We start from the raw sequence: 23,650 nt of genomic DNA on the forward strand, positions 1-23,650 counted from the left end.
GGCCGTTCGCGCCCTGGCCCGCTCGGCTTGAGTGGTCATGCCGAGCGGATTCCCCGTAACGCGGACGGTACGCCCCGGCGCGGGGGGCGCCCGTCACGCCAGCAGGGTCAGCGCCCCCGGCAGGACCCGCGCGGTGACCGGCAGGACGGCCTCGACCTCTCCGTCCGCCCCGTACGGGAGCGGGCGGTCCGCCTCGATGCGCACTTCGCGGCCGCGCAGGATCTCCACCTGCGGCCGGTGGACGTGGCTGCCGTCCTCCAGCTCCTTCATGACCTTGAAGAAGAGACGGCGGGGGGAGTCGTTGAGGATGACCACGTCGAGCAGTCCGTCGTCCACCGCCGCGCCCGGCGCGATCTGCCGTCCGAAGCCGTAGAAGCCGGAGTTGGCGGCGATGACGGTGTAGCCGCTGCGCTCGTGGACCGTACCGTCGATCGTGACGCGGTAGTGGGCGGTGCGCCAGCCGAGCACCGCGCGCAGTCCGCCCATGTAGTACGAGGCGGCGCCGCGCAGCAGCCGCGAGGCGTTGGCGTGCCGGTTGGCCACCGCGTCGACCCCGGCGTAGACGCTGCCGAGGACGGCGACCTTGTCGTGCACGGCCGATTCGACCTCGATGGCGTCGACCTTCCTGGGGGCGCCGCGCAGCAGCAGCTCGGCCAGCGCGGCGGGTTCGGAGGGCAGTCCGAGCGCGCGGGCGAAGTCGTTGCCGCGCCCGGCCGGCACGATGCCCACGAGGGCGTCGGTGCCGGCCAGCGCGCCCGCCACGCAGCCCGCCATGCCGTCGCCGCCGACGCCGAGCACCACGCGGCCCTGCTCGGCGGCCCGGCGGGCCAGCGTCCGGGCGTGATCGAGGCCGCGGCTGTACTCGACCTCCAGCTCCGCGCCCCCTTCGCGCAGCAGCCGGGCCAGCGGGATCAGGGCGGCGGCGCCCTGTGACCCGCCCGCGGTGGGGTTGACGACGGCCGTGAACTGTCGCATGGCTACGCTCCGATGGGCGACGACGGTGTTGCTTGCGGGCGGGGGACGCGGGTGCTGCGCGCGGTCAGACGGCGGGCAGCGGCGGCAGCAGGATGCCGGGGTTCAGGATGCCCGCCGGGTCGAGCCGGTCCTTGACCGCGTGCAGGACCTCGACGCCGAGCGGGCCGATCTCCCGGGCGTACCAGTCGCGGTGGTCGGTGCCGACGCCGTGGTGGTGGCTGATGGTGCCGCCCGCGGCGAGGATGGCGTCGTTGGCCGCCCGCTTGGCCGGAGCCCAGTGCGCCACCGGGTCCTTGCCCTGGGCGCTGACCACCGTGAAGTAGAGCGAGGCGCCCGCCGGGTAGACGTGCGAGACGTGGCACATCACCAGCGGCGGGGTGCCCGCGTCGGTGAGGGACCGGGTGAGGGCGGTGCGCACGGCCTCGTACAGAGCCGGGATGTCGGACCAGAACGCGGCCGTCTCCAGGGTCTCCGCGAAGGCGCCGGCGTCCAGGAGCGCGTCGCGCAGATAGGGCGCGTTGTAGCGGCCGTGGGCCCAGCCGGTGCCCGGGTCCTCGCCGAGCGGCTCGCCCCGCGCCGCGCTCAGCGCCGTGTGCACGCGCGCCTTGCGGTGGGCGACCTCGTCGGCGGTGCCCTCGTACCCGACGATCGCCAGGCAGCCCGCGTCGGAGGAGAGACCGCTGCCGATGGCGTCCGGCTTGGCCAGGCCGATCATGGTCTCGGTCTCGTCGGACAGCCGCAGCACGGTGGGCATCGGCCCGTCCTGGGCGAGCGTGCGCAGGGCGGCCTGCCCCTGTGCGAAGGACGGGAAGCGCCAGCCCTCGTAGACCTTGGTGTCGGCCGTGGGGTGGATCCGTACGGTCACCGAGGTGATCACGCCGAAGGCCCCCTCGGAGCCGAGGACGAGCTGGCGCAGGTCCGGTCCGGCGGCCGAGCGCGGGGCCCGGCCGAGGTCCAGGGTGCCGCGCGGGGTGGCGACCTGAAGGGCCGTCACCATGTCGTCGAAGCGCCCGAAGCCCGCGGAGGCCTGGCCGCTGGAGCGGGCGGCCGCGAACCCGCCGATCGTCGCCCACTCGAAGGACTGGGGGAAGTGGCCGAGCGTGTAACCCCGTTCGGCGAGCAGCGCCTCCACCTCGGGGCCGCGCAGACCGGGTTGCAGGGTGGCGGTGCGGGAGACCTCGTCCAGGGCGACCAGGCGGTTCATCCGGCGCAGGTCGAGCGCGACGAAGGCGACATGGGCCTGGGACCCTCGCGGCGCCAGTCCGCCGACGACGGAGGTGCCGCCGCCGAAGGGGACGACGGCGACGCGGTGCTCGGTACAGGCGGCGAGGACGGCCAGGACCTCGTCGTGGTCGGCGGGCAGCACCACGGCGTCCGGTGCGTCGCCGACCTCACCGGCGCGGATGCGCAGCAGGTCGGGGGTGGACTTGCCGCGGGTGTGGCGGACCCGGGTCTCGTCGTCGCCGCGTACGTACTCCTCGCCGACCGCCGCCTCCAGGGCGGTCCGGGCCTCCCCGGTCAGCCGCGAGGGGCGGGGCGCGACGGCCGCGAGGGCCGTCGCCGGGGCGTCCGCCGGGCGCACCCCCAGCAGGTCCCGCAGCAGACCCACCACTTCTTCGGGCAGGGGCGCCGCCTTGGCCGGATCGCCCCAGCCGCTCCACAGCATGTCCACCGAACCCACCTGATCACCCGCTTCGTCGCGCAGTTGTTCCGGTCCCACGGCGTGGGGGGCGGCTTGCCGTCGCCCGTTCCGTCGTTACACTGTGACAGATGAAGCCCATTCGTCACAACCGTCGGGACGACGAGGCGGTGCTCGACGCCGCCCGGGACTGCGTTCTCGCGGTCGGCGTCCGCCGGACGACCCTCACCGACGTCGCCCGCCGGGCCGGGGTCTCCCGCATGACCATCTACCGGCGCTGGCCCGACGTGCGCACCCTGGTGGGCGACGTCATGACACGGGAGTGGGTGTCCGTCACCCTCGGGGACACGCCCACCACCGACACCACCCGCCCCGTGCGCGAGCAGTTGGTCGACGGGCTCGTGGCGGGGCTGCGCGCCTTCCGGTCCCATCCGCTGCTGTGCAAGATCCTCGACGTCGACCCGGAACTGCTGCTGCCGTACCTCTTCGACCGGCGGGGCGCCAGCCAGGACGCGCTGCTCGCCTTCGTCCAGGAGGCGCTGGAGCAGGGGCACGCGGACGGTTCCGTGCGCGCCGACCACCCGCTGCGCCAGACCAGGTCGCTCTTCCTGGTGATCCAGTCCTTCGCGCTCTCGCTGCAGACCATGACCGACGCGGCGGACCCCGAACTCGCCGACGAAGCGTTCTACGACGAGCTCCGGCACATCCTCGAGAGGACCCTCGCCCCATGAGCCGTACCGAACCCCGCTCGGACTTCTCTCTCACCGCCGCCCGCCGCGCCCGCGAACTGGACCAGCTGGCCGCCGGGACCACCGTCGACGTCCTGGTCATCGGCCTGGGCGCGACCGGCGCCGGAGCCGCCCTCGACGCCGCCTCGCGCGGCCTGTCGGTCGCCGCGATCGACGCGTACGACCTCGCCTTCGGCACCTCCCGCTGGAGCTCCAAGCTCATCCACGGCGGACTGCGCTACCTGGCCTCCGGGCAGCTCGGCGTCGCGCACGAGAGCGCGGTGGAGCGCGGGGTGCTGATGGAGCGCACCGCCCCCCACCTGGTGCGCGCGCAGCCGTTCGTGCTGCCCCTCACCTCGCTGACCTCCCGGCGCAACGCGGCGCTCGCGCAGGCCGGGCTGCGCGCGGGCGACCTGCTGCGCGTCTCGGCGGGCACCGCACGGCGCACCCTGCCCGGCCCGCGCCGCCTCTCGGCCGTCGAGACCCTGCGGTCCGCGCCCGGGCTGCGCCCGCACGGCCTGTACGGCGGGCTGCTCTCCTGGGACGGCCAGCTGACCGACGACGCCCGCCTGGTGACCGCCATCGCCCGCACGGCCGCCGGACACGGCGCGCGCGTCCTGACCCGGACCCGCGCCCTGTCCGTCACCGGCTCCGGCGCCCTCGTACGCGACGAGCTGACCGGGCAGGAGCTGACCATCCGGGCCCGCGCGGTCGTCAACGCCACCGGCGTCTGGGCGGACCAGCTGGTCGACGGCGTCAAGCTGCGCCCCTCGCGCGGCACCCACCTGGTGCTGCGCGGCAGCACCCTGCCCGGCCTCACCGCCGGACTGCACATCCCCGTACCGGGCGAGACCAACCGCTTCGTCCTGGTCCTGCCGCAAGGGGACGGCCGGGTGTACGTGGGACTCACCGACGAGCCCGTCGACGGGCCGGTCCAGGACGAGCCGACGCCTCCCGAGTCCGACATCGGCTTCCTGCTCGACATCCTCAACACGGCCCTGGACACACCCGTCCACCGCGACGACGTGGTGGGCGCCTTCGCCGGGCTGCGGCCGCTCCTCGACGACGCCCCGGACGACGGCACGGGCAGCCGCACCTCCGACATCTCGCGGCGGCACGCGGTGCTGACGTCGAGCGAGGGCGTCGTGACCATCGTCGGGGGCAAGCTGACCACCTACCGGCGGATGGCGCAGGACGCCCTCGACGCCGCGCTGGCCGCCCGGGGCATGACGGCGGCGCCCTGTCGCACCGCGCGGCTGCCCCTGGTCGGCGCCGCCGCTCCCGCGGAGCTCGCCGCCCTGCCCGTACCGCGCAGGCTGCTCGCCCGGTACGGCACCGAGGCCACCGCCCTGCACGCGCTCGGCGAGGCCCACCCCCGGCTGCGCGAACCGGTGGCCGACGGGGTGGAGACCACCCGGGCCGAACTGTGGTGGGCGGTCAGGCACGAGGGCGCGCTCGACGAGTCCGACCTCCTCGACCGCCGCACCCGCGTCGGCCTGGTGCCCGCCGACCGGGCCGCGGCCCTCGACGCGGCGCGCGAGGCACTGGACACGGCGGCACGCGAGCCGACCGGACCCTGAGCCGCGGGGCGCGGGCGGGGCCGTCGGCCCCGTGCGCCGTACGCAGCGTTCCGTGCGCTTCCCCGAGCCCACCGGCCCGAAACTGCCTGGTCACAGGCGACTTCCCGGGCTCCGGACCGGAGTAGAGTGGACATACCGGGAGCCTTTCGTGCACCCGCTCCCACGCGGGTGCCGTTTCCGACGATCGAGACATGTCGCCCTTCTGGCACCCCATCGGCGGCCCCTCCGCAAACGTATGGAGGTGAGGAACATGGTGACCGTCCTCCTCGTCGTCGCCATCCTCCTCATGATCGGGATCGGAATGCGCCTGATCCATCTGCTCAACGCACAGCACGACGCGCGGATCGCGTCGTACCAGTTCGGCGACACCCCGCCGGCCTTCCGCAGGCGCAGTCACAAGCACCACGGGCGGGCGCACACCGCCTCTCCGCCGCCGACCGATGGGACCAAGTCGCCTTGAACACCGCCGAGACCCTGCCGTAGGCCTGGGGGCGGGTCCCGGCCGCAGGCAGGGCCCGCCCGGGCGTGGCCCTGGGCCGGATGGAGCAGTGTGAAGGCGTGAAGCGGTACGGCGTCTGATGCTGGGTCAGGGGGAACGGGCGAGCCGGACCCGGCCGCTGCCATGCCTTCAGGAGGTACCCACGTGGTCGCACACCTGCCCGGGCGCCGTGCCCGACTGCCGCTGGCCGTCGCCGCTCTGCTCGCCGCCGCCTCGGCCGGCGCACTCGTCCGGCCCGCGCAGGCCGCACAGACACCTCCGCCGCCGCGGGACCCGGCGCTGCAACGAGGACTTGAGCGACTCGTGGGCGCGGTCGGCGGGCCGCCCGGCGTCATCGCCGTACTCAAGCGGGGCGACCGGGTCGAGGTCTACCGGGCCGGGGTCGCCGACATCGAGACCGGGCGGCCACCGCGCCCCACCGACCACATGCGGCTCGCCAGCGTGTCCAAGGCGTACAGCGGGGCCGTGGCCCTGCGGCTGGTCGACCGGGGGCGGCTGTCGCTGGACACCACCATCGGCAGACGGCTGCCGGGGCTGCCCGTCGCCTGGCACGAGGTGACACTGCGTCAGCTGCTCAACCACACCAGCGGGCTCCCCGACTACACCGCCTCCGCCGACTTCCGCAGGATCCTGGGCGAGGACCCCCACCACGTCTTCGACTCCCGCAAGCTCCTTGATTTCGCCGCCGGGGAACCGCTCGCCTTCCCGCCGGGCTCGCGCTACCAGTACTCCAACTCCGACAACATCGCCGTCGCGCTCATGGCCGAGGCCGCGACCGGCCACCGTTACGAGGGTCTGCTCAAGCACCTCGTATACCACCCCCTCGGTCTGCGGCAGACCAGCCTGCCCCAGGGTTTCCGGCTGCCCGAGCCGTATCTGCACGGCTACGCGGTCGCCCCGCCCGCCCCGCCGGAGGACGTCACCGAGCTCTTCGGCTCCTCGGGCCTCTGGGCGTCCGGAGCCGTCGTGGCGACTCCGAAGGACCTTGGCCGGTTCATCCGCGGCTACGCCGGAGGCAGCCTCCTCTCCCCGCACACCCGTAAGGAGCAGCTGAAGTTCGTCCCCGGCGGCGCGTCCGAACCGGCGGGCCCGGGCGTCAACTCGGCCGGACTGGCGATCTTCCGTTACGCCACCCGCTGCGGTGTGCTGTACGGCCACACCGGCAACACCGCCGGATACACCCAGCTGGCCGCCGCGACACCGGACGGCAGGAAGTCCCTGACCTTCTCGATCACCACCCAGACCAGCAAGAGCATCAAGCCCGCGCTCCTCGCGCAAGTGCGCGAGGTGCAGGAGGACTTCGCGTGCGCGCTGCTGCGCCGCTGAGGGGGGATATCCCCACCGCGACTGGACCAGCTCGCCGGATGTTCCCGACCAGGTCGGGAAAGACACCATGAGTGCATGATCACGCAGTTCAGGAAGACCGCGGCGCTCGTCGCCGGACTGTGCGCGCTCGGCACGCTCACCACCACCGACATGGCGGGCGCCGCGGAACGGCCCGGCCCCGACGGCATCTGGCAGGTCGACGACTACGGGACCGTGCTCGACGTACGCGGCGGGGCCCTGGACACCTACCAGGTGACGGCCGTCAGCTGTCTGAAGGGCGTCACGGGCACCCGGGACAACGGCACACCGGCGCGCTACGCCATGGCGGACGGCGACGTGTACACCCTCCGCACCGGCGCGCGGGCGAAGCTGCACATCGACGGGTCGCCGGGGGACCGCTCCCTGCGGCGGATCACCGCGCTGCCCGCCACCTGCCGCGCACCGCAGCCCGGCGCGTTCGACGTCTTCTGGCGGACCTTCCAGGAGAACTACCCCTTCTTCGCCGCCAAGGGGATCGACTGGACGGAGGTGCGCGACCGCTACCGGCCGCGCGCCGAGGCGGCCCGCACGGACGCCGAGCTCTACGACATCCTCGCCGAGATGGTCGCGCCGCTGCACGACGCACATGTCGTCGTCTCCGCCGACAGGACCGGCTTCTTCGGCATGACCCGCCCCGGGACCGTCGTCCCCGGCCCCGGCCTCGACGCCAAGGTCACGGCGTTCGTGGAGCGCCGCGATCTGAAGGGGCGGCCGCTGCACCCGTACGCCAACGGCCGGATCGGGTACGCCGACGTGCCCGCGCCGGGCGGCGGAAGCTACGGCTATCTGCGGCTGTCCGCGTTCAGCGGCTACAGCGAGGCGAACACCTACGCGGCGAACCGCGCCGAGCTCGACCGCGCCCTCGACGCGATCCTCACCCCCGACCGGGTGCACCGGCTGCGCGGGCTGATCCTCGACGTACGCGTCAACGGCGGCGGCTCCGACAGCCTCGGCCTCGACCTCGCCGCCCGTCTCACCGACCGCCCGTACTTCGCCTACGCCAAGCGCACCCGCCACACCGCCCCGCAGCCCCAGCACGTCCGCCCGGCCGCCGCCACGCGCTACGCCGGGCCGGTCGCGCTGCTCACCGGGGGCTCGACGTTCAGCGCGGGGGAGACGTTCACCCAGGCCATGATGGAGCGGCCCGCGCCGACGACGCGGATCGGGGAGCCCACGCAGGGCGTCTTCTCCGACGTGATGGAGCGCGCACTGCCCGGCGAGGGCCACGCGAAGTGGTGGTTCGGCCTGCCCAACGAGGAGTTCCTGACCCGCGACGGCAGGACGACGTACGACGGGGTCGGTGTGCCGCCCCTGCTGCCCGAACCCGTCTTCACGGACGCGGAGTTCGCCCACGACCGCGATGCGGCGTTCGACCGTGCGGTGGGGTGGCTGGGGGAGCGGGGCCGCTGAGGCGAGGAACCCCGGCCCTCTTTCGAGCGCCGGGGTCCCGTCGGCCTTACGAGGCGTCCCGTACCGTCCCGGTGAACTCCGGGCCGGGGTGCGGCTCCCAGGACCCGTCGTACGTGATCAGACGCGCGCGCAGCGACTCCACCGGCTCGCTCAGTCCGTCCTTCACCGTGGGCACGGACACCTCGGTGCTCAACTGGCCCGCGGGTACGGTGACCGCGAGGGAGGGGCCGTCCACCACCTTGGAGAGCGGCCGGGCCGGGGCGGGGGTCGCGTCGAAGGTGTCCTTGAGCCACTGCGGGGTGACGTCCAGGGTGGACAACTCCGTGCCCTTGTCGACCGGCAGCAGGGCGAACTCGGCCATGACGTCCGCGTCGGCGGCTGCCGACAGGGAGAACCGCCAGGTCAGCGGCTGGCCCTCGACCACATGGTCCGCGACGGGTGTCGCCGTGACCGTGGGCATCGGGTCGTCGTCCCGCGCGGTGACACCACCGCGGTGCGAGCCGACCACCGTGCCGCGCACCGCCTTGACGAACGCGTCCTGCGCGAGGTCGTAGCCGTAGCGGGTGTTGCCGCGCACCACCACCGGCACGTCGATGTCATGGCCGCCCGGGCGCACCGTGACCGTACGGACGGCGACCTTGTCCGTGCCCGGCTGGGGCACGAACAGCCGGACCTGGCCGCTGCCGTGGCCGGAGACCCGTACCGGGACGCGGTAGGTGCGCGTACCGGAGTCGCCCTCCTTGACCGTCAGGCGGCCGATGTCGACCCGGGGCAGCGCGGGTGCGTGCACGGCCGGTGTGCCGGGCTTCCAGCCCGAGGCGTCCATCAGCCACGCCTGCCCGCTCTTGGTGCGCGGGGTCAGCTCCAGGGCCGCGACCTGCTTCAGGTCGAGGCCGCCACGGGAAGCGGCGGACAGCGGCATACGGATTTCACGCGCCCAGTACGAGGCGGTGCGCCCGGTGCCCGGCAGCCCGTCGACGCGTGCCCGGCCCAGGGTGGCCCGGTGGCCCGAGGCGTCGACGAGGGTGACGTCCAGCTGGGTGCCGGTGGTGTTGGGCGGGACGATCACTCGTAGCGCCAGCGCGTCGCTGCCCGCCAGGGAGACCGGACGCGCGGGCCGCAGGGCGACCGGCGAACCCGCCCGCGACCAGCGCATCGCCACCGCGTCGCGGCCGGGCTCCTTCGGCGTTTCCCACGCGGCGAAGTGCGGCGACGCCCCTTCGGTGTCGGGCGGCAGGCAGGCGCGGGCCGGATCGGGGTCGACCTGGGCGCACACCCGGCCGCCGGACACGGCGAGACCGGGGCCCGGCAGGAACGCCGGGGTGCGGTGGGCGCCGACGGCGTGGGACAGCACCCGGGCTGGGTCCGCCGAGGGCGCGCGGCGGCCGGAGCCGTCGAGGAGCGGGCGCACCCGGTCGTCGCCCGCGACGAACAGCCGGGCCGCCGCCGCGATGTAGGTGGCGCCCGCGGTCTGCTGCCGGGCCGCGGTCAGCCGGGTCCTGGTGCCCGGTGCGCAGACCCGGTCGGGGGTGTCGTCGGAGGCGAAGTCGTCGTCGGCGGGCGCCTTCGACTGGCCGGGAGTCCATTCGCTGTTGAAGAAGTTGTGGTTGGCGCCGACCATGTACACCGCGCTGTGCAGCGCGGTGCCGCGGCTGACTCCGCGCGTGCCGTCGACGTATATCTCACCTTGCAGATCGGACACATCGCCGTCGCAGCCCGGCAGGATGGTCAGCGAGGGCACGTCGGGGGCGGGGTTCTGGCCGAAGACCGTCGGGCCGATCAGGACGGTGCCGCGGATGTTCCAGCGGACCGGGCCGTGGTAGCCGTCCTGGTCGGCGGGCGGCGCGTAGAGGCTGTCGAGCGCCGCCCGGTTGACGCCCTCGCCGCCCCGGGAGTGGCCGACAAGCAGCACACGGGACGGGTCGGCCGGTGCGACGGCGCGTACGGCGGCCGGTGCGCCGGACCGCTTCGCGGCCCACTGCGCCCAGCGGGCCAGGTGCAGCCGGACCAGGGACGAACGGGCCTGGGCGCCGCCGTCGTCGAGCACGCCGTCCTGCCCGTTGATGCCGTTGGCGGCGATGGACACGGTCACATAGCCCTGCGAGGCCAGGAGCTGCTGGGCGCGCAGATACCCGTCCTGGCTCGGCACCGGCAGCGCACCGGGCTTGCACGGCCACTCGCCGGCGTCCTCGCCGGTGGTGGTGAAGCAGGTGTAGTGGCGGCCGTGCAGGAACAGCGCCAGCGGGCGCCTGCCCGGGGCGTTCGTCGGGCCCACCACGGTGCCGCGCATCTCCACCGGGGCCTTGAGGCCGGGCAGCCGCACCGAGTCGAGGGTGTACGCGCCCCGGGCCGTGCGGTACGGGCCCGGCACTCCGGGATCCACCTCGTTCGCGGAGAGCGGGGCCTCGGGCTGCGGGGCGGCGGGGGCGAGGCCGGTGGGCGGAGGCGTGGTGTGTCCGCCCCCCGTCCCGGCCGCGTCGAGGCGGCGGCCGCCGGCCAGCACCTTCAGCTCGGCGGCCGACCCGATGCGCGCGCCGTCGAGCGGCAGTTGGAAGGAGCGCCGGTCCCGCGCGGCCACCGGCCGCCCGAGGAGCCGGTCACCGGCGCGGAACTCGACCCGGGCGTCGCCCATGGGCACCGGGTCGGGGGAGGTCCACGTCAGCTGCCGGGCGGCGCCGGTGCCGCTGATCCGCCAGCCCGGCGGCAGACGGTCGTCGTCGGCGGTCTTGGACAGAGGGTTTGCCGATGGCCGGGCGGACGGCTGCGCCTGTGCGAGTTCCGGTGACACCGCCGCCAGCGTGAGCACCGCCAGCGTGGCGGTCACGATGCGTTTCATACGTATCAAAGTGGTCGTCCTCGTCGTCGTTCTCGGCGGAGGGCTCCGGGCGACGCCGAGGGCCCTTCGTTCCCCGGAGGACGGCAACTGATGGGCGCGGGTTGCCCCGTGGTGCGCGGCACGCTGAGCATGGCCGGATCCCGGCCCGATGGCGGATACCCGACCGCCGGACCGGAGGTTTGCGGAAACGGCAAGAAGAGTTGCGGGCTCACCGGTGTGCCGGGGTGTGGGTGGCGGGCAACGTCACCGACCTCATGGCGGGCGTCCCGGCCGCCGCGGCCGCAGGGGTGCGGGCCGCGGCGGCGATGAACGCGGATCTGGTGGCCGTGGACGCCGAGGCCGCGGTGGCGGCCTACCGGGAGTCGGCCGCCGGGAGCGGTGACGTGCGCTGACGGGTAGTCAGCTCCGGTGCCACGGGTGGTCACTCCCGGCGCCGTCGCCCCGTCCCCTGTTGCCCCGTCCCCGTTCCCTTCGCCCCCGGTTCGTCCGCGTCCAGTACGGACACGGCGTGGGCCGCCGAGGCCAGCGTCACGTGGCGGTGCCAGCCCGCGTAGGAGCGGCCGGTGAAGTCGCGGATGCCGAGGCGGTCGGTGGTCTCGCGGAAGTCGTGGTCGGCGCGTCGGACGAGTCGGCTCAGCCGGATCAGGGTGGGCAGCCGGGTCTCCGTCATATCGGTGAGCCACAGCTCCACCGGCCCCTGGCGGCGGCTCTCCGCCACGCCCAGCAGGGCCAGTTCGCCCGGCCCCGCCAACTGGCGCACGGCGGGCGAGGGGCGGACGCGGATGCGGGTGGTGAGGTGGATCGGCCGCCCGCTCTCGGGAGCGCGTCCCGGCAGCGGGGCCGGGCGCATCCGGTCACGCGCGGCGGTCATGATCTGGATGGCCTGCTGGACCTCCGGCGTCCGCCCCTGCAGCGCGGGGTCGGTCACGGTGAGCTGGACCGAGCCGTTGACCCGGGCGAGGAAGGGGACCCCGGCGGCCCGGAACGACGCGATGGTGGAGGCCAGGTCCATGTGCCGGGCGTCCAGTACGACCGGCCGCCGCGGCAGGCCCCAGCCGCTCGCCGTCTCCACGGCCGCCTCGACCGCCCAGTCGCCCAGGGTGCGGTCGCCGAGGTCGTCGGGGATGGACGCCTGGCGGCGCCGGATGTGGTCGTTGAGCCAGGAGGACGACAGGTGCAGACGCCAGTTGAGGGGCACGCTCATCCTCTCGGTGGCGGACCAGACGCCCACCGCCTGCTGGGCGTTGACGAGCTGGCCCAGCTCGGAGACGAACTGCCGGTCCACGCCGACCGAGTTCTCACCGGTCTTCGGAATGACCATGGGGCGCACCACATACGCCATCGGCGGGTCCAGCCGGGTGATGTGACGGGCGAGGGAGCGGCGCACCGGGACCCAGTCCCAGGTCGAGTCGCTCACGAAGTGGTGCAGGCTCTGCTCGGTGGCCGAACCACCCAGCAGCGCCGCCATGTTGCGTATCGAACGGCGTCCCTTCGCTCCGAGGAGACCGCGTAGGTACGCGACGCCCCTCAGCCGTTGGTCGCTGCGGCGCAGGGAGGCGAACAGTACGGTGCTCACCTCGGTGAGCACGCGCTCGTCCCAGGTCGCGGGTGTGCCGGATTGGTGGGAGTCGTCGTCGGACGGATGGTTCTCCAGTATCTGGGCAACGGCGTTCATGAGTCCCCCGTGGACCTTGGAATGAGTGGGAGGAGGGGCTCGCGCAGTCCGGCGAACCACTTGATTCCGGATCCAACGATGCTGGTCGCGCGGTCGCGTGCCAAGGTAGAGGGGGCACCCTCTGGCCGCCCCGAGGAGAGGGGTAACCTCCCTCCTCCCGCTTCCAATCTTCCGGCCCCCACTTCTTGCCGGAGACACGCGTCACACGTGTCGATCCGAGGTGGTGGTCGGACACCACGGGAAAGGCACGGTTCGGCAAAGGGCAGGACGGCAGACCGGTTTGTTCTCCCGAAATCCCTGGTCAGAGCGCCGCCGTGGTCGTGGCCAAGGGCGGCGGACATGTGGTCCGGCCACACAGGACGCACCCTGAAGAGCGCCGCGGTGGGTGGTGCACCCCGCTACCGGCGGTACGGCGGCCGGGCTCAGCGTACGCCCGCACCCTCGGTGAGAAACACCCTGCTGCATACATGGAAAACGCCCGGCCGCGAAGACCGTGGAGGTCTTCGCGGCCGGGCGTTCCGGCGGAAGGCTGTGGCTCAGGCCGAGCGCGCTCCGCTGTGGGCCAGCAGGTCGAGCGAGAGCAGCGGGGCGGTCCTGGTGGGCGCGTCGATCACCGGGTCGCAGGCCAGCACCGCCTGGTGCAGACGGTTCATCCGGGGGGACGGTTCGAGCCCGAGCTCGTCGCCCAGCATCCTCCGCAGCCGCTGGACGACCTCCAGCGCCTGGGTGCGCCGGCCCGAACGGCTCAGCGCCAGCATGAACTGGGCGTGCAGGTTCTCGTGCGTCGGATACAGCGCGCACAGCGCGCTCAGTTCACCGAGAAGGTCATGGTGCCTGCCGAGCCGGAGATCGGCGTCGATGCGCTGTTCCTGGACGCTGATCCGTGTTTCCTCAAGACCCGCCAGATGAATACGCAGAACGGGTCCCGCCTGGACGTCGGAGAGCGCTGATCCCTGCCACAACCCGAGTGCCGTCGAGAGCAGTTCGGAAGCGGCGGCGTCGTTCTTGCCGAGTTCCGCCCTGCCCTGTCGTACGAGATCGTGGAAGAGGTCGACGTCGAGTTCCTCGGGGCGGACGGCGAGCAGATATCCCCCGTCCCTGGTCTGCAGCAATTCGCGCGCCGCCTTGAGACTGCCGATGCGCGGCACCCGCTTCAGGATGCGCCTGAGCTGCAGAACGTACGACTGGAGCGTGGAAAGCCCGGTATCCGGGGGGCTTTCTCCCCACAGTTCCTCGATACAGGTGCCGACGGTGACGACTTGATTGGCGTTGAAGACGAGCAGCGCGAGGAGCTGACGCTGTTTGGGTGCCGTGGGGGCGTAATCGTGACCGTTTTCACGCACCCGCAGCGAACCGAGCACCGAGAATTCCATGACGACCTCTCGCTTGTTTCCCCGCATGGACGAAACCGACGGCGACCGACGGCTCCGTGGTTCAGCGAGACTATCCCCGGGGTCCGGGCGGCTCTCCCAGGAGAGCTCAGGATCCGTCAACTCGCTCCATCGCGGCCCCCCATCGGGAGTTCAGCCAGCCTCCCTCGGGATTCCGTAACGTCGGCCTCCGTCGACACGATCCCCGAGGAGGCACACGTGCGACTCGCAGGGAAGGTCGCCATCGTCACCGGTGGCACCAAAGGCCTGGGGTACGCGATCGCCCAGGCATACGCCAAGGAAGGGTGCCGCGTCGTCTGCGCCGCCCGCGAGCCCGACGAGGGGCGCGAACTGCCGCCGGTGGGCGAGGGCGACCTCGCCTACCACCCCGTCGACGTCCGCGACCCGGACTCGGTGGAAGCGCTGATGCGCGGCACGTACGAGGCGTACGGCCGCCTGGACGTCCTGGTGGCCGGCGCGGGCGTCAGCCGGGCCGGTCCGGCCCAGGGGCTGGACGCCGCGCACTGGGCGGACGTCATCTCCACCAACCTCAACGGTACGTTTCTGTCCGTGCGTTCGGCGGTGCCGTACCTCTTGCGCGACGGCGGGGGCCGCGTCATCACCCTGTCGTCGGCGCTGGCGACCCGGGTGGCCCCCGGCTCGTCGGCGTACGCGGCGTCGAAGGCCGGGATCGAGATGCTCACCCGGGTCGTCGCCGTCGAGCTGGCGGGACAGCCCATCACGGTGAACTGCCTGAGCCCGGGCTTCATCGACGAGGGGATGGGACGCCAGCTGGCCCGCAACGAGGCCGTCTGGGACTACTACCGCGGCAAGATCGCGGCCGGGCGCGCCGGGCGGGCCGAGGAGATCGCCGACGCGGCGCTCTTCCTGGCCGACGACGGCTCCGACTACGTCAACGGCCATGTCCTGGAGGTCAACGGCGGGCTGAGGTGGTGACGGACGACCACCCCGGCCCGGCCTCGTAGGTATTGCCGACCAGCAACCCCCGTAACCTCCCGCAACCCTCAGACAAGGAGATCGACAGCCATGTCCCCATGGACCAAAGCGACTTGGGCGGAGGCCTCGTGAAGGCACTGGTGTCCGGTGACTCCGGACTGCGCCTCGACTCGGTCGCCGAACCCGAGCCGCGCCCGGACCAGGCGCTCGTGGAGGTGCACGCGATCGCCGTCAACCGCGGTGAGCTCGCACTGATGGGGCAGCTCCCCCCGGGGTCCCGGCTCGGCTGGGACGTGGCGGGCACGGTCCTGCGCGCCGCCGCCGACGGGACCGGGCCCGCGGCCGGCACCCGCGTCACCGCCCTCGCCGAACGCGACGGCTGGGCCGAGCGGATAGCCCTGTCGCCCAGCCGGCTCACCCCCGTGCCCAGCGGCATGGACTGGCCCGCCGCCGCGGCCCTGCCGGTGGCCGGACTGACCGCGCTGTACGCACTGGAGTACGCGGGACCGCTGCTCGGCAGGTCCGTGCTGATCACCGGCGCGGGCGGCGGAGTGGGCCGGATGCTGGTGCAGCTCGCCGCCGCGGCGGGTGCCGAGGTGATCGCCCAGGTGGGCTCCCCGGGCCGCGCGGAGGGCCTGCGGTCCCTCGGCGCCCACACCGTCGAGACGTACGAGGAGGGCGACGCCACCGGAGGCCCGGTGGACGTCCTCGTCGACAGCGTCGGCGGGCGGGTGCTCACCGGTGCCTTCGGGCGGGTACGGCCGGGCGGTACGGTCGTCTGCTACGGCAACACCGTCCGCGAGGAGCTGCGGCTGCCGCTGGACTGGGGCCATGCGCGCCCCGGACTGCGGATCGGCTATCTCCACCTCTTCGACGAGGTGACCCGGCGCAGCGTCGCCCGCGACCTCGCCTCGCTGGTGCGCCTGGTGGCCGAGGGGCGGCTCACGCCCGAGGTCGCGGCCGTCGGCTCCTGGAGCGATCCCGAGCCCGCGCTCGACGCGCTGCGGCAGCGGCAGGCCAACGGCAAGGTCGTCCTCACCCTCTGAGACCTTCCTCCCCGGGGCCCGGCGGTCGGTGCGGACCGCCGGGCCCCACCCCTGCCGCGCCGCGACCGGGGTCCCTCCAGCCGCCGGTCACCGGCCCACCTCCTGTCCTCCAGGAGGTGCGGCCACCGTGGAACGCATGAGCCTGCCATCCGCAACGCCCTCCGACAGCCACCGCGCCCAGGTACCGCCGCCCCGCGTGGAGGAGGTGGCCGACCGGATCTTCGCCTACGTCCAGCCCGACGGGGGCTGGTGCCTGAACAACGCCGGGATCCTCGCCGGCCCCCACTCGGTGGCGCTCGTCGACACCGCGGCCACCGAGGCCAGGGCCCGCGCCCTGCGCGCCGCCGCGCTCGAACGCGGCGGCGCCGAGCCGCGCACCGTCCTGAACACCCACCACCACGGCGACCACACCTTCGGCAACGCCGTCGCCGCCCCGCACGCCACCGTCATCGCGCACACGCACACCCGCGCCGAGATGGCCGAGAAGGGCGAGGGCCTCAAGCACGTGTGGCCCGACACCGCCTGGGGCGACCTCGGTGACCTCGGCCGCTCCCTGCCGATGGTGACCTTCGAGGACCGGCTGACGGTGTACGTCGACGAGCTGGCGGTCGAGCTGATGTACGTGGGCCCGGCGCACTCCAGCAACGACGTGGTGGTGTGGGTGCCCGAGCACCGGGTGCTGTTCGCGGGCGACGTCCTGATGCCCGGCTGCACGCCGTTCCTCCTCGCGGGGTCGATCGTCGGCTCCCTGGAGGCGATCGCGAGACTGCGGGCGCTCCGGCCCCGTACCGTCGTGGGCGGGCACGGCCCGGTGGCCGGGCCCGAAGCCCTCGACGAGGCCGAGGCGTATCTGCGCTGGCTGCAGCAGGCCGCCACGGAGGGGATCGACGCGGGACTCACCCCGTTCGAGGCGGCCCGCGACACCCCGCTCGGCGCGTACGCGGAGCTGCGCGACCCGGAGCGGCTGGTGGCCAATCTGCACCGCGCCTACTCCGAGGCGCTCGGCAACCCCCTGGACACGCAGATCCGCTCGGCCCCGGTGATGGCCGAGATGGCCCGCCTCAACGGCGGCCGGGCCCTGGCCTGCCTGGCCTGAGAGCAAAACGCACGACGTCGCCCCGCCGGTTCGACCGGCGGGGCGACGTCATGGTCCGGCGCAAGCGCTAAGCGGTCTTGTGGAAGTCCGGTGCAGTGCCGCGTGCCCCAAAGGGGCGCGGGGAACTGTGCGACCAGCCACAGACGGCCCGCAGTCGAATACCCGTACTTCCAGCGGAGCGCTTAGTCGCGCCCGACAGGCGCCTCGGAGGAAGGGGCGACGGTGTGCAGGGCGCCCCGGTGGAAGACCAGCGGCGGGCGCGCGGCGTCCACCCCCAGACCCACCACCTCGGCGACGGCGAAGAAGTGGTCGCCGAGCCGCTGCACCTGGCGCACCAGGCAGTCCAGCCAGGCGGTGGTGCCCGGCAGCACCGGGTTGCCGTGCGGCGACTCCCACCACGTCAGACCGGCGAACTTGCTCGCGGTGTCACCCGGTCCGCCGCTCTTGGCGAAGCGCGCGCACAGCTCCTGCTGGTCGTGGGCGAGGATGTTGACGGTGAAGGACCCCGCCTCGCTCATCGGCGGCCAGCTCACCGACTTCTCGTCGATGAAGATGCCCACCAGGGGCGGCTCCAGCGACACCGAAACGAACGACCCCACCACGAGCCCGGCGGGTCCGGCCGCCGTCGCCGCGGTGACCACGGTGACGGGGCTCGGGACGTGGCCGAGTATGTGCCGGAACAGCTGCGGCTCCACGAACGCACCCACAGGCGGTGCCCAGGACATGTCGACCTCCCAAATCGTGTTCTCCGGTCAACAGCCATGCTGGGGGAGGTGGTTGGGGAACCGGTCGGAGGCGGATGCAGAGCCGCCGATGAGCGCGTCGGGCCGCCCCCGGCGTCGCCGGTCATCCTCCATCCGTCCCCCATCGGCCACCTCGACCATGGGGGACACCCGTATATGGATGGAGGAGCCGGCCATGCCCGTGCCCCAGCAACGTGATCCCGAACTCACCCGGAAACATCTGACGACCTGGCTCGCCGAACGGCTGCCACAGGCGGCGGACCTGCGTGTCCGCGTCGAGGTGCCCGAGGGCCTCGGCTTCTCCAACGAGACGCTGCTCGTGGACACCAAGTGGGGCCGGGAAGGCGCCGAGCGGCACCGCCGGCTGGTCGTCCGGGTCGCCCCCACCCGCTACCGGGTGATGCCGGGCTCCCGGCTCGACGAGGAGTACCGCGTCCTCGACGCCCTGCGGGACACCGACGTGCCGGTGCCCGGCGTCGTCGGCTTCGAGCCCGACCCCGGACCGCTCGGCGCGCCCTTCTACGCCATGGACCGCGTCGAGGGCTGGGTCCCGCCGGACCTGCCCTCGTACCACCGTGACGGCGGACCGGTGGCCGCGCTCGACGAAGGCGGCCGCGCGGCGGTGTGGTGGGGCGGTGTGGAGGCGCTGCACCGCATCCACCGCCTCGACGTCACCGCGCTCGGCCTCGACGGTCTGCGCCTCTCGGCACACGGACCGTACGGGCTCGGCGCCCAACTCGACTACTACGAAGCCCACATGGACCATTTCGGCGGCGCGGACAGCGTCCCGGTCCGCGAGGCGCTGGCACTGCTGCGGGCCGGGCTGCCGCCCGAGCCGGAGCGGCCGAGCCTGCTGTGGGGCGACGCGCGCCTGGGCAACCTGATGTTCTCCGGTGTGGCCCCGGTGGCCGTACTGGACTGGGAGATGACCTTCCTGGGCCCCGGCGAGGCCGACCTCGGCTGGTACCTCTACCTCGACCGGCACCTCAGCGAGGGCGTCGGCGCACCCCGGCTGCCCGGCCTCCCCGGGCGCGCCGAGACGATCCGGCGCTACGAGGAGCTGGCGGGGCGGCCCGTCGCGGCGCACATGGACTGGTACGAGGTGTTCGCGGGCTTCCGGTTCGCCCTGATCGCCTCCCGGGTGGGACGGCTCCTGGTGGAGCACGGCCTGGTCGCCGCCGAAGCCGACGTCCCGCTGGCGCGCAACGCCGCCAACCTGCTCGCCCGCACACTGGAACCGCTGGCCTGAGCCCGCGCCGAACACTCAACTCGCGCCACCCTTACGTAAGTTACGACCCGTTCAGAGAGGCCGTCCCATGGAAACCCATCAGCACCGCACCGACGCCCTGGTCGTCGGCAGCGGTTACGCCGGATCGATCGCGGCCCTGCGGCTCGCCGAGGCCGGGGTCGCCACGATCGTCCTTGAGCGCGGCCGCCGCTGGCAGGTCGGCGCCGACGGCGACACCTTCGCCACCCAGCACCGGCCGGACGGCCGCGCGTCCTGGCTGAGCCCCAAGTCCCCGCTCACCGACCGGACGCTCGACATCTACCCCGGCGTCCTCGAATCCCTGGAGGGCGAGGGCCTGACGATGATCGCCGCGGCCGGCGTCGGCGGCGCCTCGCTGCTCAGCAACGGCACGATGGTCGAGCCCTCGCCCGAGCTGTTCCGCCGGGCCTTCGGGGACTTCCTCGACCAGCGGGAGATGCACGACGTCTGGTACCCGCAGGCCCGGGAGCTGATCGGCTGCTCCCCGATACCGAAGGACGTCCTCGACTCGGACTTCTACCGCTCCTCGCGCGACTTCATGGACCAGCTGGAGCGGGCGGGCATCCCCTACGACCTGGTCGACCTGGCCGTCGACTGGGACGCGATCCGCGAGGAGATGGCCGGCCGCCGCACCGCCTCGCACATCGCCGGGCTCAACGTCTTCGGCGTCAACAGCGGCGCCCAGCGCAGCATGGACGTCACCGTACTCGCCCGCGCCGAGGCGACGGGCCGCGTCGAGGTGCGCCCGCTCAGCGTGGTCACCGGGATCCGTCCGCGGGGCGACGGCCACCTCGTCTCGTACGACGAACTGGACGAGAGCGGCACGCCGGTGGCCCGGCACGAGGTGCACACCGCGCACCTGGTCCTGGCGGCGGGCACCCTGGGCACCACCCGGCTGCTGCTGCGCGCCAAGGCCGCCGGACACCTGCCCGGCCTGGACGCGTCGGTGGGCACCCGGGTCGGCAACAGCGAGGTGATCACCGCCCGGACGGGGATGGCCCCCAACAACCCGGCGCAGGGCGGCCCGTGCTCGGTCATCGTCAAGGACTGGCAGGACAACCCGCACGCCCCGGTGACCCTCCTCAACTTCCCCTGGGTGGACGCCCCGTCCGACGAGGGGTGGATCACCACCATCGGCGCCTCGCCGACCGAACCGCTGGGCTCCTTCCGGTACGACACCGGCAAGGACGACGTCGTCCTGAACTGGCCCGTGGAGGACCCGCGCGCGGTGCGGGCGACCCACGCGGTCCAGCACACCCTGGACCGGCTCAACGCGGCCACCCCGGGCAGTAAAACGGCCTTCAACCGCATCGGCACCACGGGTGGGAACGTGGTGGGCGGTGTGCCGCTGGGCCTGGCCACCGCCGCCGACGGCAGTGTGCACGGCGCGCGCAACCTGTACGTCGTCGACAGCTCGCTGCTGCACGGCTCGTCCGGCGCGGTGCCGCCCGCGCTGACCATCTCGGCGGTCGCCGCGCGCGTGGCCTCGCTCCTGGTGGCCTCGGTCGCGGGCGCCTGACGCACCGCTTCCACCGGCCGGCATACGAGAGGGGCTCCCCCGATGGTTTCGGGGGAGCCCCTTCCTCGTGCCTGCGCGTGGGGCGCGAAGTGCCGTGTGCCTACCGGAAGTTCGGGATGACCTGCTCGGCGAAGAGCCGGGCGGTGCGGGCCGTCTCCTCGTAGGGCGGGTTGCCGGAGATCATCTGGAGGCTGATGGTGACGTCGCCGTACCACTCGCGGATGGTGCGCAGCCGCTCGGTGACCTCGTCCGGGGTGCCCACCAGCGTCTTGTTCTCGGCCACCGACTTGTCGAAGTCGGACTTCTTGATCTTGTCGACGATGGCCTCGTACCCGGCGTACCCCTCGCTGCGGCGGGTGCCCCAGGCGGCGACGGCGTCGACCATCACGGCGTTGGTGCGCTGCGAGTACTCACGGCCCTTGGCCATCGCCTCGGCGGAGTCCTCGCTGAGGTAGCAGCCGTAGCTCAGGTGCACCTCGTCGCCGCCCGGCGCGTGGCCCGCGTCGGCGTACGCCTTGCGGTACAGGGTGAGCATCTCCTGCACCTTCTCGCGCTTGGAGATGGACGGCACCAGCAGCAGCCCGTGGCCGTCGTGGCCGGCCTGCTCGCAGGACGAGGGCGTGATGGCCGCGGCCACCAGGATCCTCGGGTGCGGGCGCTGGTAGGGCCGGGGGAGCAGGGTGACCGGGCCGAACTTGTAGAACTCGCTGTCCCAGACCACGTTCTCCTCGGACCACAGCTTCTGGCAGGCGCGCAGGCCGTCCAGGAAGCGGGGCCGGCTCTCGTCCATGGCCAGCTCGAAGGCGTCGAACTCGTCGGGCAGGAAGGCCCGGCCGAAGCCCACCTGGAGGCGGCCCTTGGAGATGTTGTCCAGCATGGCGAGCTTGCCCGCCAGCTTCAGCGGGTGCGTGAAGGCCGGGATCACGGCGCCGGTGACCAGCTTGATCCGGCTGGTCCTGGCGGCCGCGGCGGCCAGGAACGTCACCGGGTCCGGGCTGTAGCCGCCGTACTTGAAGAAGTAGTGCTCCACGGTCTTGACGTGGTCGTAGCCGAGCTCCTCGGCGAGCTCCACCAGCCGCAGGGCCTCGTCGAAGTACACGTCGGCGGGCTTCTCCTCCGGACCGACGGTGGGGAAGAAATTGATACCGAATTCCATGGTTACTCCGTGTCGTTGCGTACGTCTCGATGTGTACGTGTCGTGGTGAGCGGTGCGGTCAGAACACGACTCCGGCGCCGCCGTCCACCGGCAGCACCAGGCCGGTGGCGAAGGACGCCTCGGGGCGGGCCAGGTGGACCAGCCACCAGGCGATCTCCTCGGGCTGCCCGACCCGGCCGAGCGGCACCCGGGCGCGCTGGCGCTCGCGCATCCGCTCGATGCCCGCGGCGTCAAGCCCGGCGTGCTCGCCGATGGGCGTCTCCACGGGGCCGGGAGCCACGGCGGCGACCCGGATGCCGCGCGGCGCGAGTTCGAGCGCCCAGGTGCGGGTGAGGAAGTCGAGCGCCGCCTTGGTGGCGCCGTAGACGGAATGGCCGGGCCAGCCGCGCTGGTTGCCGGCGGTGGTGACGTTGAGGACGGTGCCCTTGGCCGCTTCCAGGTGGGGGAGCGCCTCCTGGGTGAGGAAGAGCGGCGCGAGCAGGTTGGTGGCGACCTGGCGGTGGGTGTCGTCCGCCTCGATGGTGCCGAGCGGGGCGGACCGCATGGTGACGGCGTTGTTCACCAGGACGTCGAGGCCGCCGAGTTCGCGGACGGCCGCCTCGACGACGAGTCGCGGCCCGTCCGGCGTCGAGACGTCGGCGGCGAACGGGTGGATCCCGGGGCGCCCGGCCGCCGTCTCGGCCAGCCGGGCGGCCCCGCGCCCCACCACCAGGACCCGGGCGCCCTCGTCGGCGAAGGCGTGCGCCACCGCCCGCCCGATGCCGGTGCCGGCCCCGGTGACGACGACGCACCGCCCGGCCAGGCCCGTGTCCGCGCCCGTGGCCGGGCCGGTCACAGCTCCGTGCGCTCTCCGTCGGTGCCGACCGGCGACCACCACAGGTTGCCGCGCGTGACACCGTCGGCGAACAGGGCGCTGCGGCCCTCGACGATCTTGCCGTTCTCCCAGCGCAGCATGTGCACGCCCTCGACCTGGAGCCGCTCGTACGGCGAGACGGTGCCCTCCTCGGCGTGCGCGCGGTAGCCGTCGAGGCGGTAGACGTCGACGGAGACGCCCTCCGCCTCGTTGATCAGGATGTGCCGCGTCTCGGCCTCGATGCGGCCGCCGCACGCCTCGCCCAGCTTCCCCATCTTCTGGAGGTAGTCGTCCAGGCCGTTGAACCAGCCGGCGAACTGGTGGTTGCCGGGCATCTGGAAGCGCAGGTCCTCGGACCAGTATTCGGTGATCTTGTTCCGGTCGCCGGTCATGAGGGCCGCGTAGGCAGCCTCCACCCGCTCACGTGTCAGATCGGCCATGGTGTTCCTCCTGCTCGGTGCCGGTGTGCGAACCGGCCACGCTGTCATGGGAGTTGACCCGGTGCCGGACGAGCCAGCCGTCGCCTCGACGGACCAGCTCGTCCCGCCCGGTGGTGCTCAGGTGGAGCTCGCAGGGCCCGCCGCGCGGGGTCTGTACGAGCACCGCGTCGTAGCGGGTGTGCACGGCGCCGTCCGCGGCGGGGCGCACGGTCAGCATCCCGATGAGATACCGCCGTACCCGGCCGTCCGCCCGGCGCTCGCCGACCGCCCCGCGGGCCGCCGCCGCGATGGCGGCGCGCCCGGTGCGTACGGGCGGCGCGTTCCCGGCGAAGACCTTGTCCGCCGGGGCCTCCTGCTCGAAGACCGCGTCCTCGGTGAAGGTGAGCGCCCAGCGGTCCACGTCGCCGTCGCCGAGGAGGCGCACCTGGCGGGCGTAGAACCGCTGGATCTCGTCGTAGAGGCGGCCGTCCGCGGTTTCCGGGGGCGGGGGCGCCAT

Annotated in this window: 21 protein-coding genes; 11 read left to right on the plus strand and 10 right to left on the minus strand. The window is 73.3% G+C overall.

What is annotated here, in order from left to right; genetic code table 11:
* Positions 1-93 precede the first annotated feature (93 nt).
* Positions 94-975 carry a YegS/Rv2252/BmrU family lipid kinase gene (locus QIY60_RS28640; RefSeq protein ID WP_283145060.1) on the minus strand — a complete coding sequence of 294 codons (882 nt, stop codon included), beginning with the start codon at positions 973-975 and terminating at the stop codon, positions 94-96.
* Between the two features lie 64 nt (positions 976-1,039).
* Positions 1,040-2,647, minus strand: coding sequence for an FAD-binding oxidoreductase (locus QIY60_RS28645; RefSeq protein ID WP_283145061.1), 1,608 nt, complete (start codon positions 2,645-2,647; stop codon positions 1,040-1,042).
* 98 nt (positions 2,648-2,745) lie between these two features.
* Here QIY60_RS28645 and QIY60_RS28650 point away from each other — a divergent pair, with 98 nt between their 5' ends.
* The 5 genes from QIY60_RS28650 to QIY60_RS28670 all read left to right on the plus strand — a co-directional run bounded on the left by QIY60_RS28650 (position 2,746) and on the right by QIY60_RS28670 (position 8,196).
* Positions 2,746-3,345 carry a TetR/AcrR family transcriptional regulator gene (locus QIY60_RS28650; RefSeq protein ID WP_283145062.1) on the plus strand — a complete coding sequence of 200 codons (600 nt, stop codon included), beginning with the start codon at positions 2,746-2,748 and terminating at the stop codon, positions 3,343-3,345.
* Positions 3,342-4,922 (plus strand): glycerol-3-phosphate dehydrogenase/oxidase, encoded by a 1,581-nt coding sequence (locus QIY60_RS28655; RefSeq protein ID WP_283145063.1) that lies wholly within the window; start codon positions 3,342-3,344, stop codon positions 4,920-4,922. The genes QIY60_RS28650 and QIY60_RS28655 overlap by 4 nt, the downstream gene beginning before the upstream one ends.
* Positions 4,923-5,172: 250 nt before the next feature.
* A complete protein-coding gene (locus QIY60_RS28660) occupies positions 5,173-5,382 on the plus strand; it encodes a hypothetical protein (RefSeq protein ID WP_283145064.1) in 210 nt (69 codons plus the stop codon).
* Positions 5,383-5,544: 162 nt separating this feature from the next.
* Positions 5,545-6,747, plus strand: coding sequence for a serine hydrolase domain-containing protein (locus QIY60_RS28665; RefSeq protein ID WP_283145065.1), 1,203 nt, complete (start codon positions 5,545-5,547; stop codon positions 6,745-6,747).
* A 75-nt stretch (positions 6,748-6,822) separates the two neighbouring features.
* The gene (locus QIY60_RS28670; RefSeq protein WP_283145066.1) at positions 6,823-8,196 is read left to right on the plus strand and encodes a S41 family peptidase; all 1,374 of its coding nucleotides are present in this window, start codon (positions 6,823-6,825) and stop codon (positions 8,194-8,196) included.
* Between the two features lie 46 nt (positions 8,197-8,242).
* Here QIY60_RS28670 and QIY60_RS28675 read toward each other — a convergent pair whose 3' ends face one another.
* Positions 8,243-11,032 (minus strand): hypothetical protein, encoded by a 2,790-nt coding sequence (locus QIY60_RS28675; protein ID WP_283145067.1) that lies wholly within the window; start codon positions 11,030-11,032, stop codon positions 8,243-8,245.
* A 200-nt stretch (positions 11,033-11,232) separates the two neighbouring features.
* On the opposite strand from QIY60_RS28675, the gene QIY60_RS28680 reads away from it, so the two are divergent.
* Positions 11,233-11,424: a hypothetical protein gene (locus QIY60_RS28680; RefSeq protein WP_283145068.1), complete on the plus strand. Its 192-nt coding sequence runs from the start codon at positions 11,233-11,235 to the stop codon at positions 11,422-11,424.
* Positions 11,425-11,453: 29 nt separating this feature from the next.
* On the opposite strand, the gene QIY60_RS28685 is transcribed toward QIY60_RS28680, so the two are convergent.
* Positions 11,454-12,707 (minus strand): transposase, encoded by a 1,254-nt coding sequence (locus QIY60_RS28685; protein ID WP_283145069.1) that lies wholly within the window; start codon positions 12,705-12,707, stop codon positions 11,454-11,456.
* A 536-nt stretch (positions 12,708-13,243) separates the two neighbouring features.
* Complete coding sequence (locus tag QIY60_RS28690; RefSeq protein WP_283145070.1) at positions 13,244-14,080, minus strand: AfsR/SARP family transcriptional regulator; 837 nt, start codon at positions 14,078-14,080, stop codon at positions 13,244-13,246.
* 216 nt (positions 14,081-14,296) lie between these two features.
* Here QIY60_RS28690 and QIY60_RS28695 point away from each other — a divergent pair, with 216 nt between their 5' ends.
* The 3 genes from QIY60_RS28695 to QIY60_RS28705 all read left to right on the plus strand — a co-directional run bounded on the left by QIY60_RS28695 (position 14,297) and on the right by QIY60_RS28705 (position 17,176).
* Positions 14,297-15,034, plus strand: a complete 738-nt coding sequence (locus QIY60_RS28695) for an SDR family NAD(P)-dependent oxidoreductase (protein ID WP_283145071.1) — start codon at positions 14,297-14,299, stop codon at positions 15,032-15,034.
* A gap of 128 nt (positions 15,035-15,162) precedes the next feature.
* Complete coding sequence (locus QIY60_RS28700) at positions 15,163-16,080, plus strand: zinc-binding dehydrogenase (protein ID WP_283145072.1); 918 nt, start codon at positions 15,163-15,165, stop codon at positions 16,078-16,080.
* 136 nt (positions 16,081-16,216) lie between these two features.
* Complete coding sequence (locus QIY60_RS28705) at positions 16,217-17,176, plus strand: MBL fold metallo-hydrolase (RefSeq protein ID WP_283145073.1); 960 nt, start codon at positions 16,217-16,219, stop codon at positions 17,174-17,176.
* 182 nt (positions 17,177-17,358) lie between these two features.
* Here QIY60_RS28705 and QIY60_RS28710 read toward each other — a convergent pair whose 3' ends face one another.
* Positions 17,359-17,901, minus strand: a complete 543-nt coding sequence (locus QIY60_RS28710) for a flavin reductase family protein (protein ID WP_283145074.1) — start codon at positions 17,899-17,901, stop codon at positions 17,359-17,361.
* Between the two features lie 193 nt (positions 17,902-18,094).
* On the opposite strand from QIY60_RS28710, the gene QIY60_RS28715 reads away from it, so the two are divergent.
* Both QIY60_RS28715 and QIY60_RS28720 read left to right on the plus strand, forming a co-directional pair.
* Positions 18,095-19,168, plus strand: a complete 1,074-nt coding sequence (locus QIY60_RS28715; protein WP_283145075.1) for a phosphotransferase family protein — start codon at positions 18,095-18,097, stop codon at positions 19,166-19,168.
* A 67-nt stretch (positions 19,169-19,235) separates the two neighbouring features.
* Positions 19,236-20,705 carry an FAD-binding protein gene (locus tag QIY60_RS28720; protein WP_283145076.1) on the plus strand — a complete coding sequence of 490 codons (1,470 nt, stop codon included), beginning with the start codon at positions 19,236-19,238 and terminating at the stop codon, positions 20,703-20,705.
* 100 nt (positions 20,706-20,805) lie between these two features.
* Here QIY60_RS28720 and QIY60_RS28725 read toward each other — a convergent pair whose 3' ends face one another.
* From QIY60_RS28725 to QIY60_RS28740, 4 genes are read right to left on the minus strand one after another with little or no spacing between them, the layout of a single operon-like run.
* Positions 20,806-21,861, minus strand: coding sequence for an LLM class flavin-dependent oxidoreductase (locus QIY60_RS28725; protein ID WP_283145077.1), 1,056 nt, complete (start codon positions 21,859-21,861; stop codon positions 20,806-20,808).
* A 58-nt stretch (positions 21,862-21,919) separates the two neighbouring features.
* Entirely contained in the window at positions 21,920-22,696 is a 777-nt protein-coding gene (locus QIY60_RS28730) for an SDR family oxidoreductase (RefSeq protein WP_229848233.1), read from the minus strand.
* The gene (locus QIY60_RS28735) at positions 22,693-23,154 is read right to left on the minus strand and encodes a nuclear transport factor 2 family protein (RefSeq protein ID WP_266989812.1); all 462 of its coding nucleotides are present in this window, start codon (positions 23,152-23,154) and stop codon (positions 22,693-22,695) included. The genes QIY60_RS28730 and QIY60_RS28735 overlap by 4 nt, the downstream gene beginning before the upstream one ends.
* Positions 23,135-23,650: a nuclear transport factor 2 family protein gene (locus tag QIY60_RS28740; protein WP_283145078.1), complete on the minus strand. Its 516-nt coding sequence runs from the start codon at positions 23,648-23,650 to the stop codon at positions 23,135-23,137. The genes QIY60_RS28735 and QIY60_RS28740 overlap by 20 nt, the downstream gene beginning before the upstream one ends.

Origin of the sequence: Streptomyces sp. BPTC-684, from assembly GCF_030028635.1 — a bacterium.
Taxonomy (GTDB): Bacteria; Actinomycetota; Actinomycetes; order Streptomycetales; family Streptomycetaceae; genus Streptomyces; species Streptomyces noboritoensis.

What these genes read in the sequence shown, in the direction of transcription:
- QIY60_RS28665 (WP_283145065.1), top strand. Translation starts at nt 5,545, where the DNA reads ATGCCTTCAGGAGGTACCCACGTGGTCGCACACCTGCCCGGGCGCCGT.
- QIY60_RS28650 (WP_283145062.1), top strand. Translation starts at nt 2,746, where the DNA reads ATGAAGCCCATTCGTCACAACCGTCGGGACGACGAGGCGGTGCTCGAC.
- QIY60_RS28640 (WP_283145060.1), bottom strand. Translation starts at nt 975, where the DNA reads ATGCGACAGTTCACGGCCGTCGTCAACCCCACCGCGGGCGGGTCACAG.
- QIY60_RS28740 (WP_283145078.1), bottom strand. Translation starts at nt 23,650, where the DNA reads ATGGCGCCCCCGCCCCCGGAAACCGCGGACGGCCGCCTCTACGACGAG.
- QIY60_RS28725 (WP_283145077.1), bottom strand. Translation starts at nt 21,861, where the DNA reads ATGGAATTCGGTATCAATTTCTTCCCCACCGTCGGTCCGGAGGAGAAG.
- QIY60_RS28685 (WP_283145069.1), bottom strand. Translation starts at nt 12,707, where the DNA reads ATGAACGCCGTTGCCCAGATACTGGAGAACCATCCGTCCGACGACGAC.
- QIY60_RS28670 (WP_283145066.1), top strand. Translation starts at nt 6,823, where the DNA reads ATGATCACGCAGTTCAGGAAGACCGCGGCGCTCGTCGCCGGACTGTGC.
- QIY60_RS28675 (WP_283145067.1), bottom strand. Translation starts at nt 11,032, where the DNA reads ATGAAACGCATCGTGACCGCCACGCTGGCGGTGCTCACGCTGGCGGCG.
- QIY60_RS28655 (WP_283145063.1), top strand. Translation starts at nt 3,342, where the DNA reads ATGAGCCGTACCGAACCCCGCTCGGACTTCTCTCTCACCGCCGCCCGC.
- QIY60_RS28735 (WP_266989812.1), bottom strand. Translation starts at nt 23,154, where the DNA reads ATGGCCGATCTGACACGTGAGCGGGTGGAGGCTGCCTACGCGGCCCTC.
- QIY60_RS28710 (WP_283145074.1), bottom strand. Translation starts at nt 17,901, where the DNA reads ATGTCCTGGGCACCGCCTGTGGGTGCGTTCGTGGAGCCGCAGCTGTTC.
- QIY60_RS28660 (WP_283145064.1), top strand. Translation starts at nt 5,173, where the DNA reads ATGGTGACCGTCCTCCTCGTCGTCGCCATCCTCCTCATGATCGGGATC.
- QIY60_RS28715 (WP_283145075.1), top strand. Translation starts at nt 18,095, where the DNA reads ATGCCCGTGCCCCAGCAACGTGATCCCGAACTCACCCGGAAACATCTG.
- QIY60_RS28705 (WP_283145073.1), top strand. Translation starts at nt 16,217, where the DNA reads ATGAGCCTGCCATCCGCAACGCCCTCCGACAGCCACCGCGCCCAGGTA.
- QIY60_RS28720 (WP_283145076.1), top strand. Translation starts at nt 19,236, where the DNA reads ATGGAAACCCATCAGCACCGCACCGACGCCCTGGTCGTCGGCAGCGGT.
- QIY60_RS28690 (WP_283145070.1), bottom strand. Translation starts at nt 14,080, where the DNA reads ATGGAATTCTCGGTGCTCGGTTCGCTGCGGGTGCGTGAAAACGGTCAC.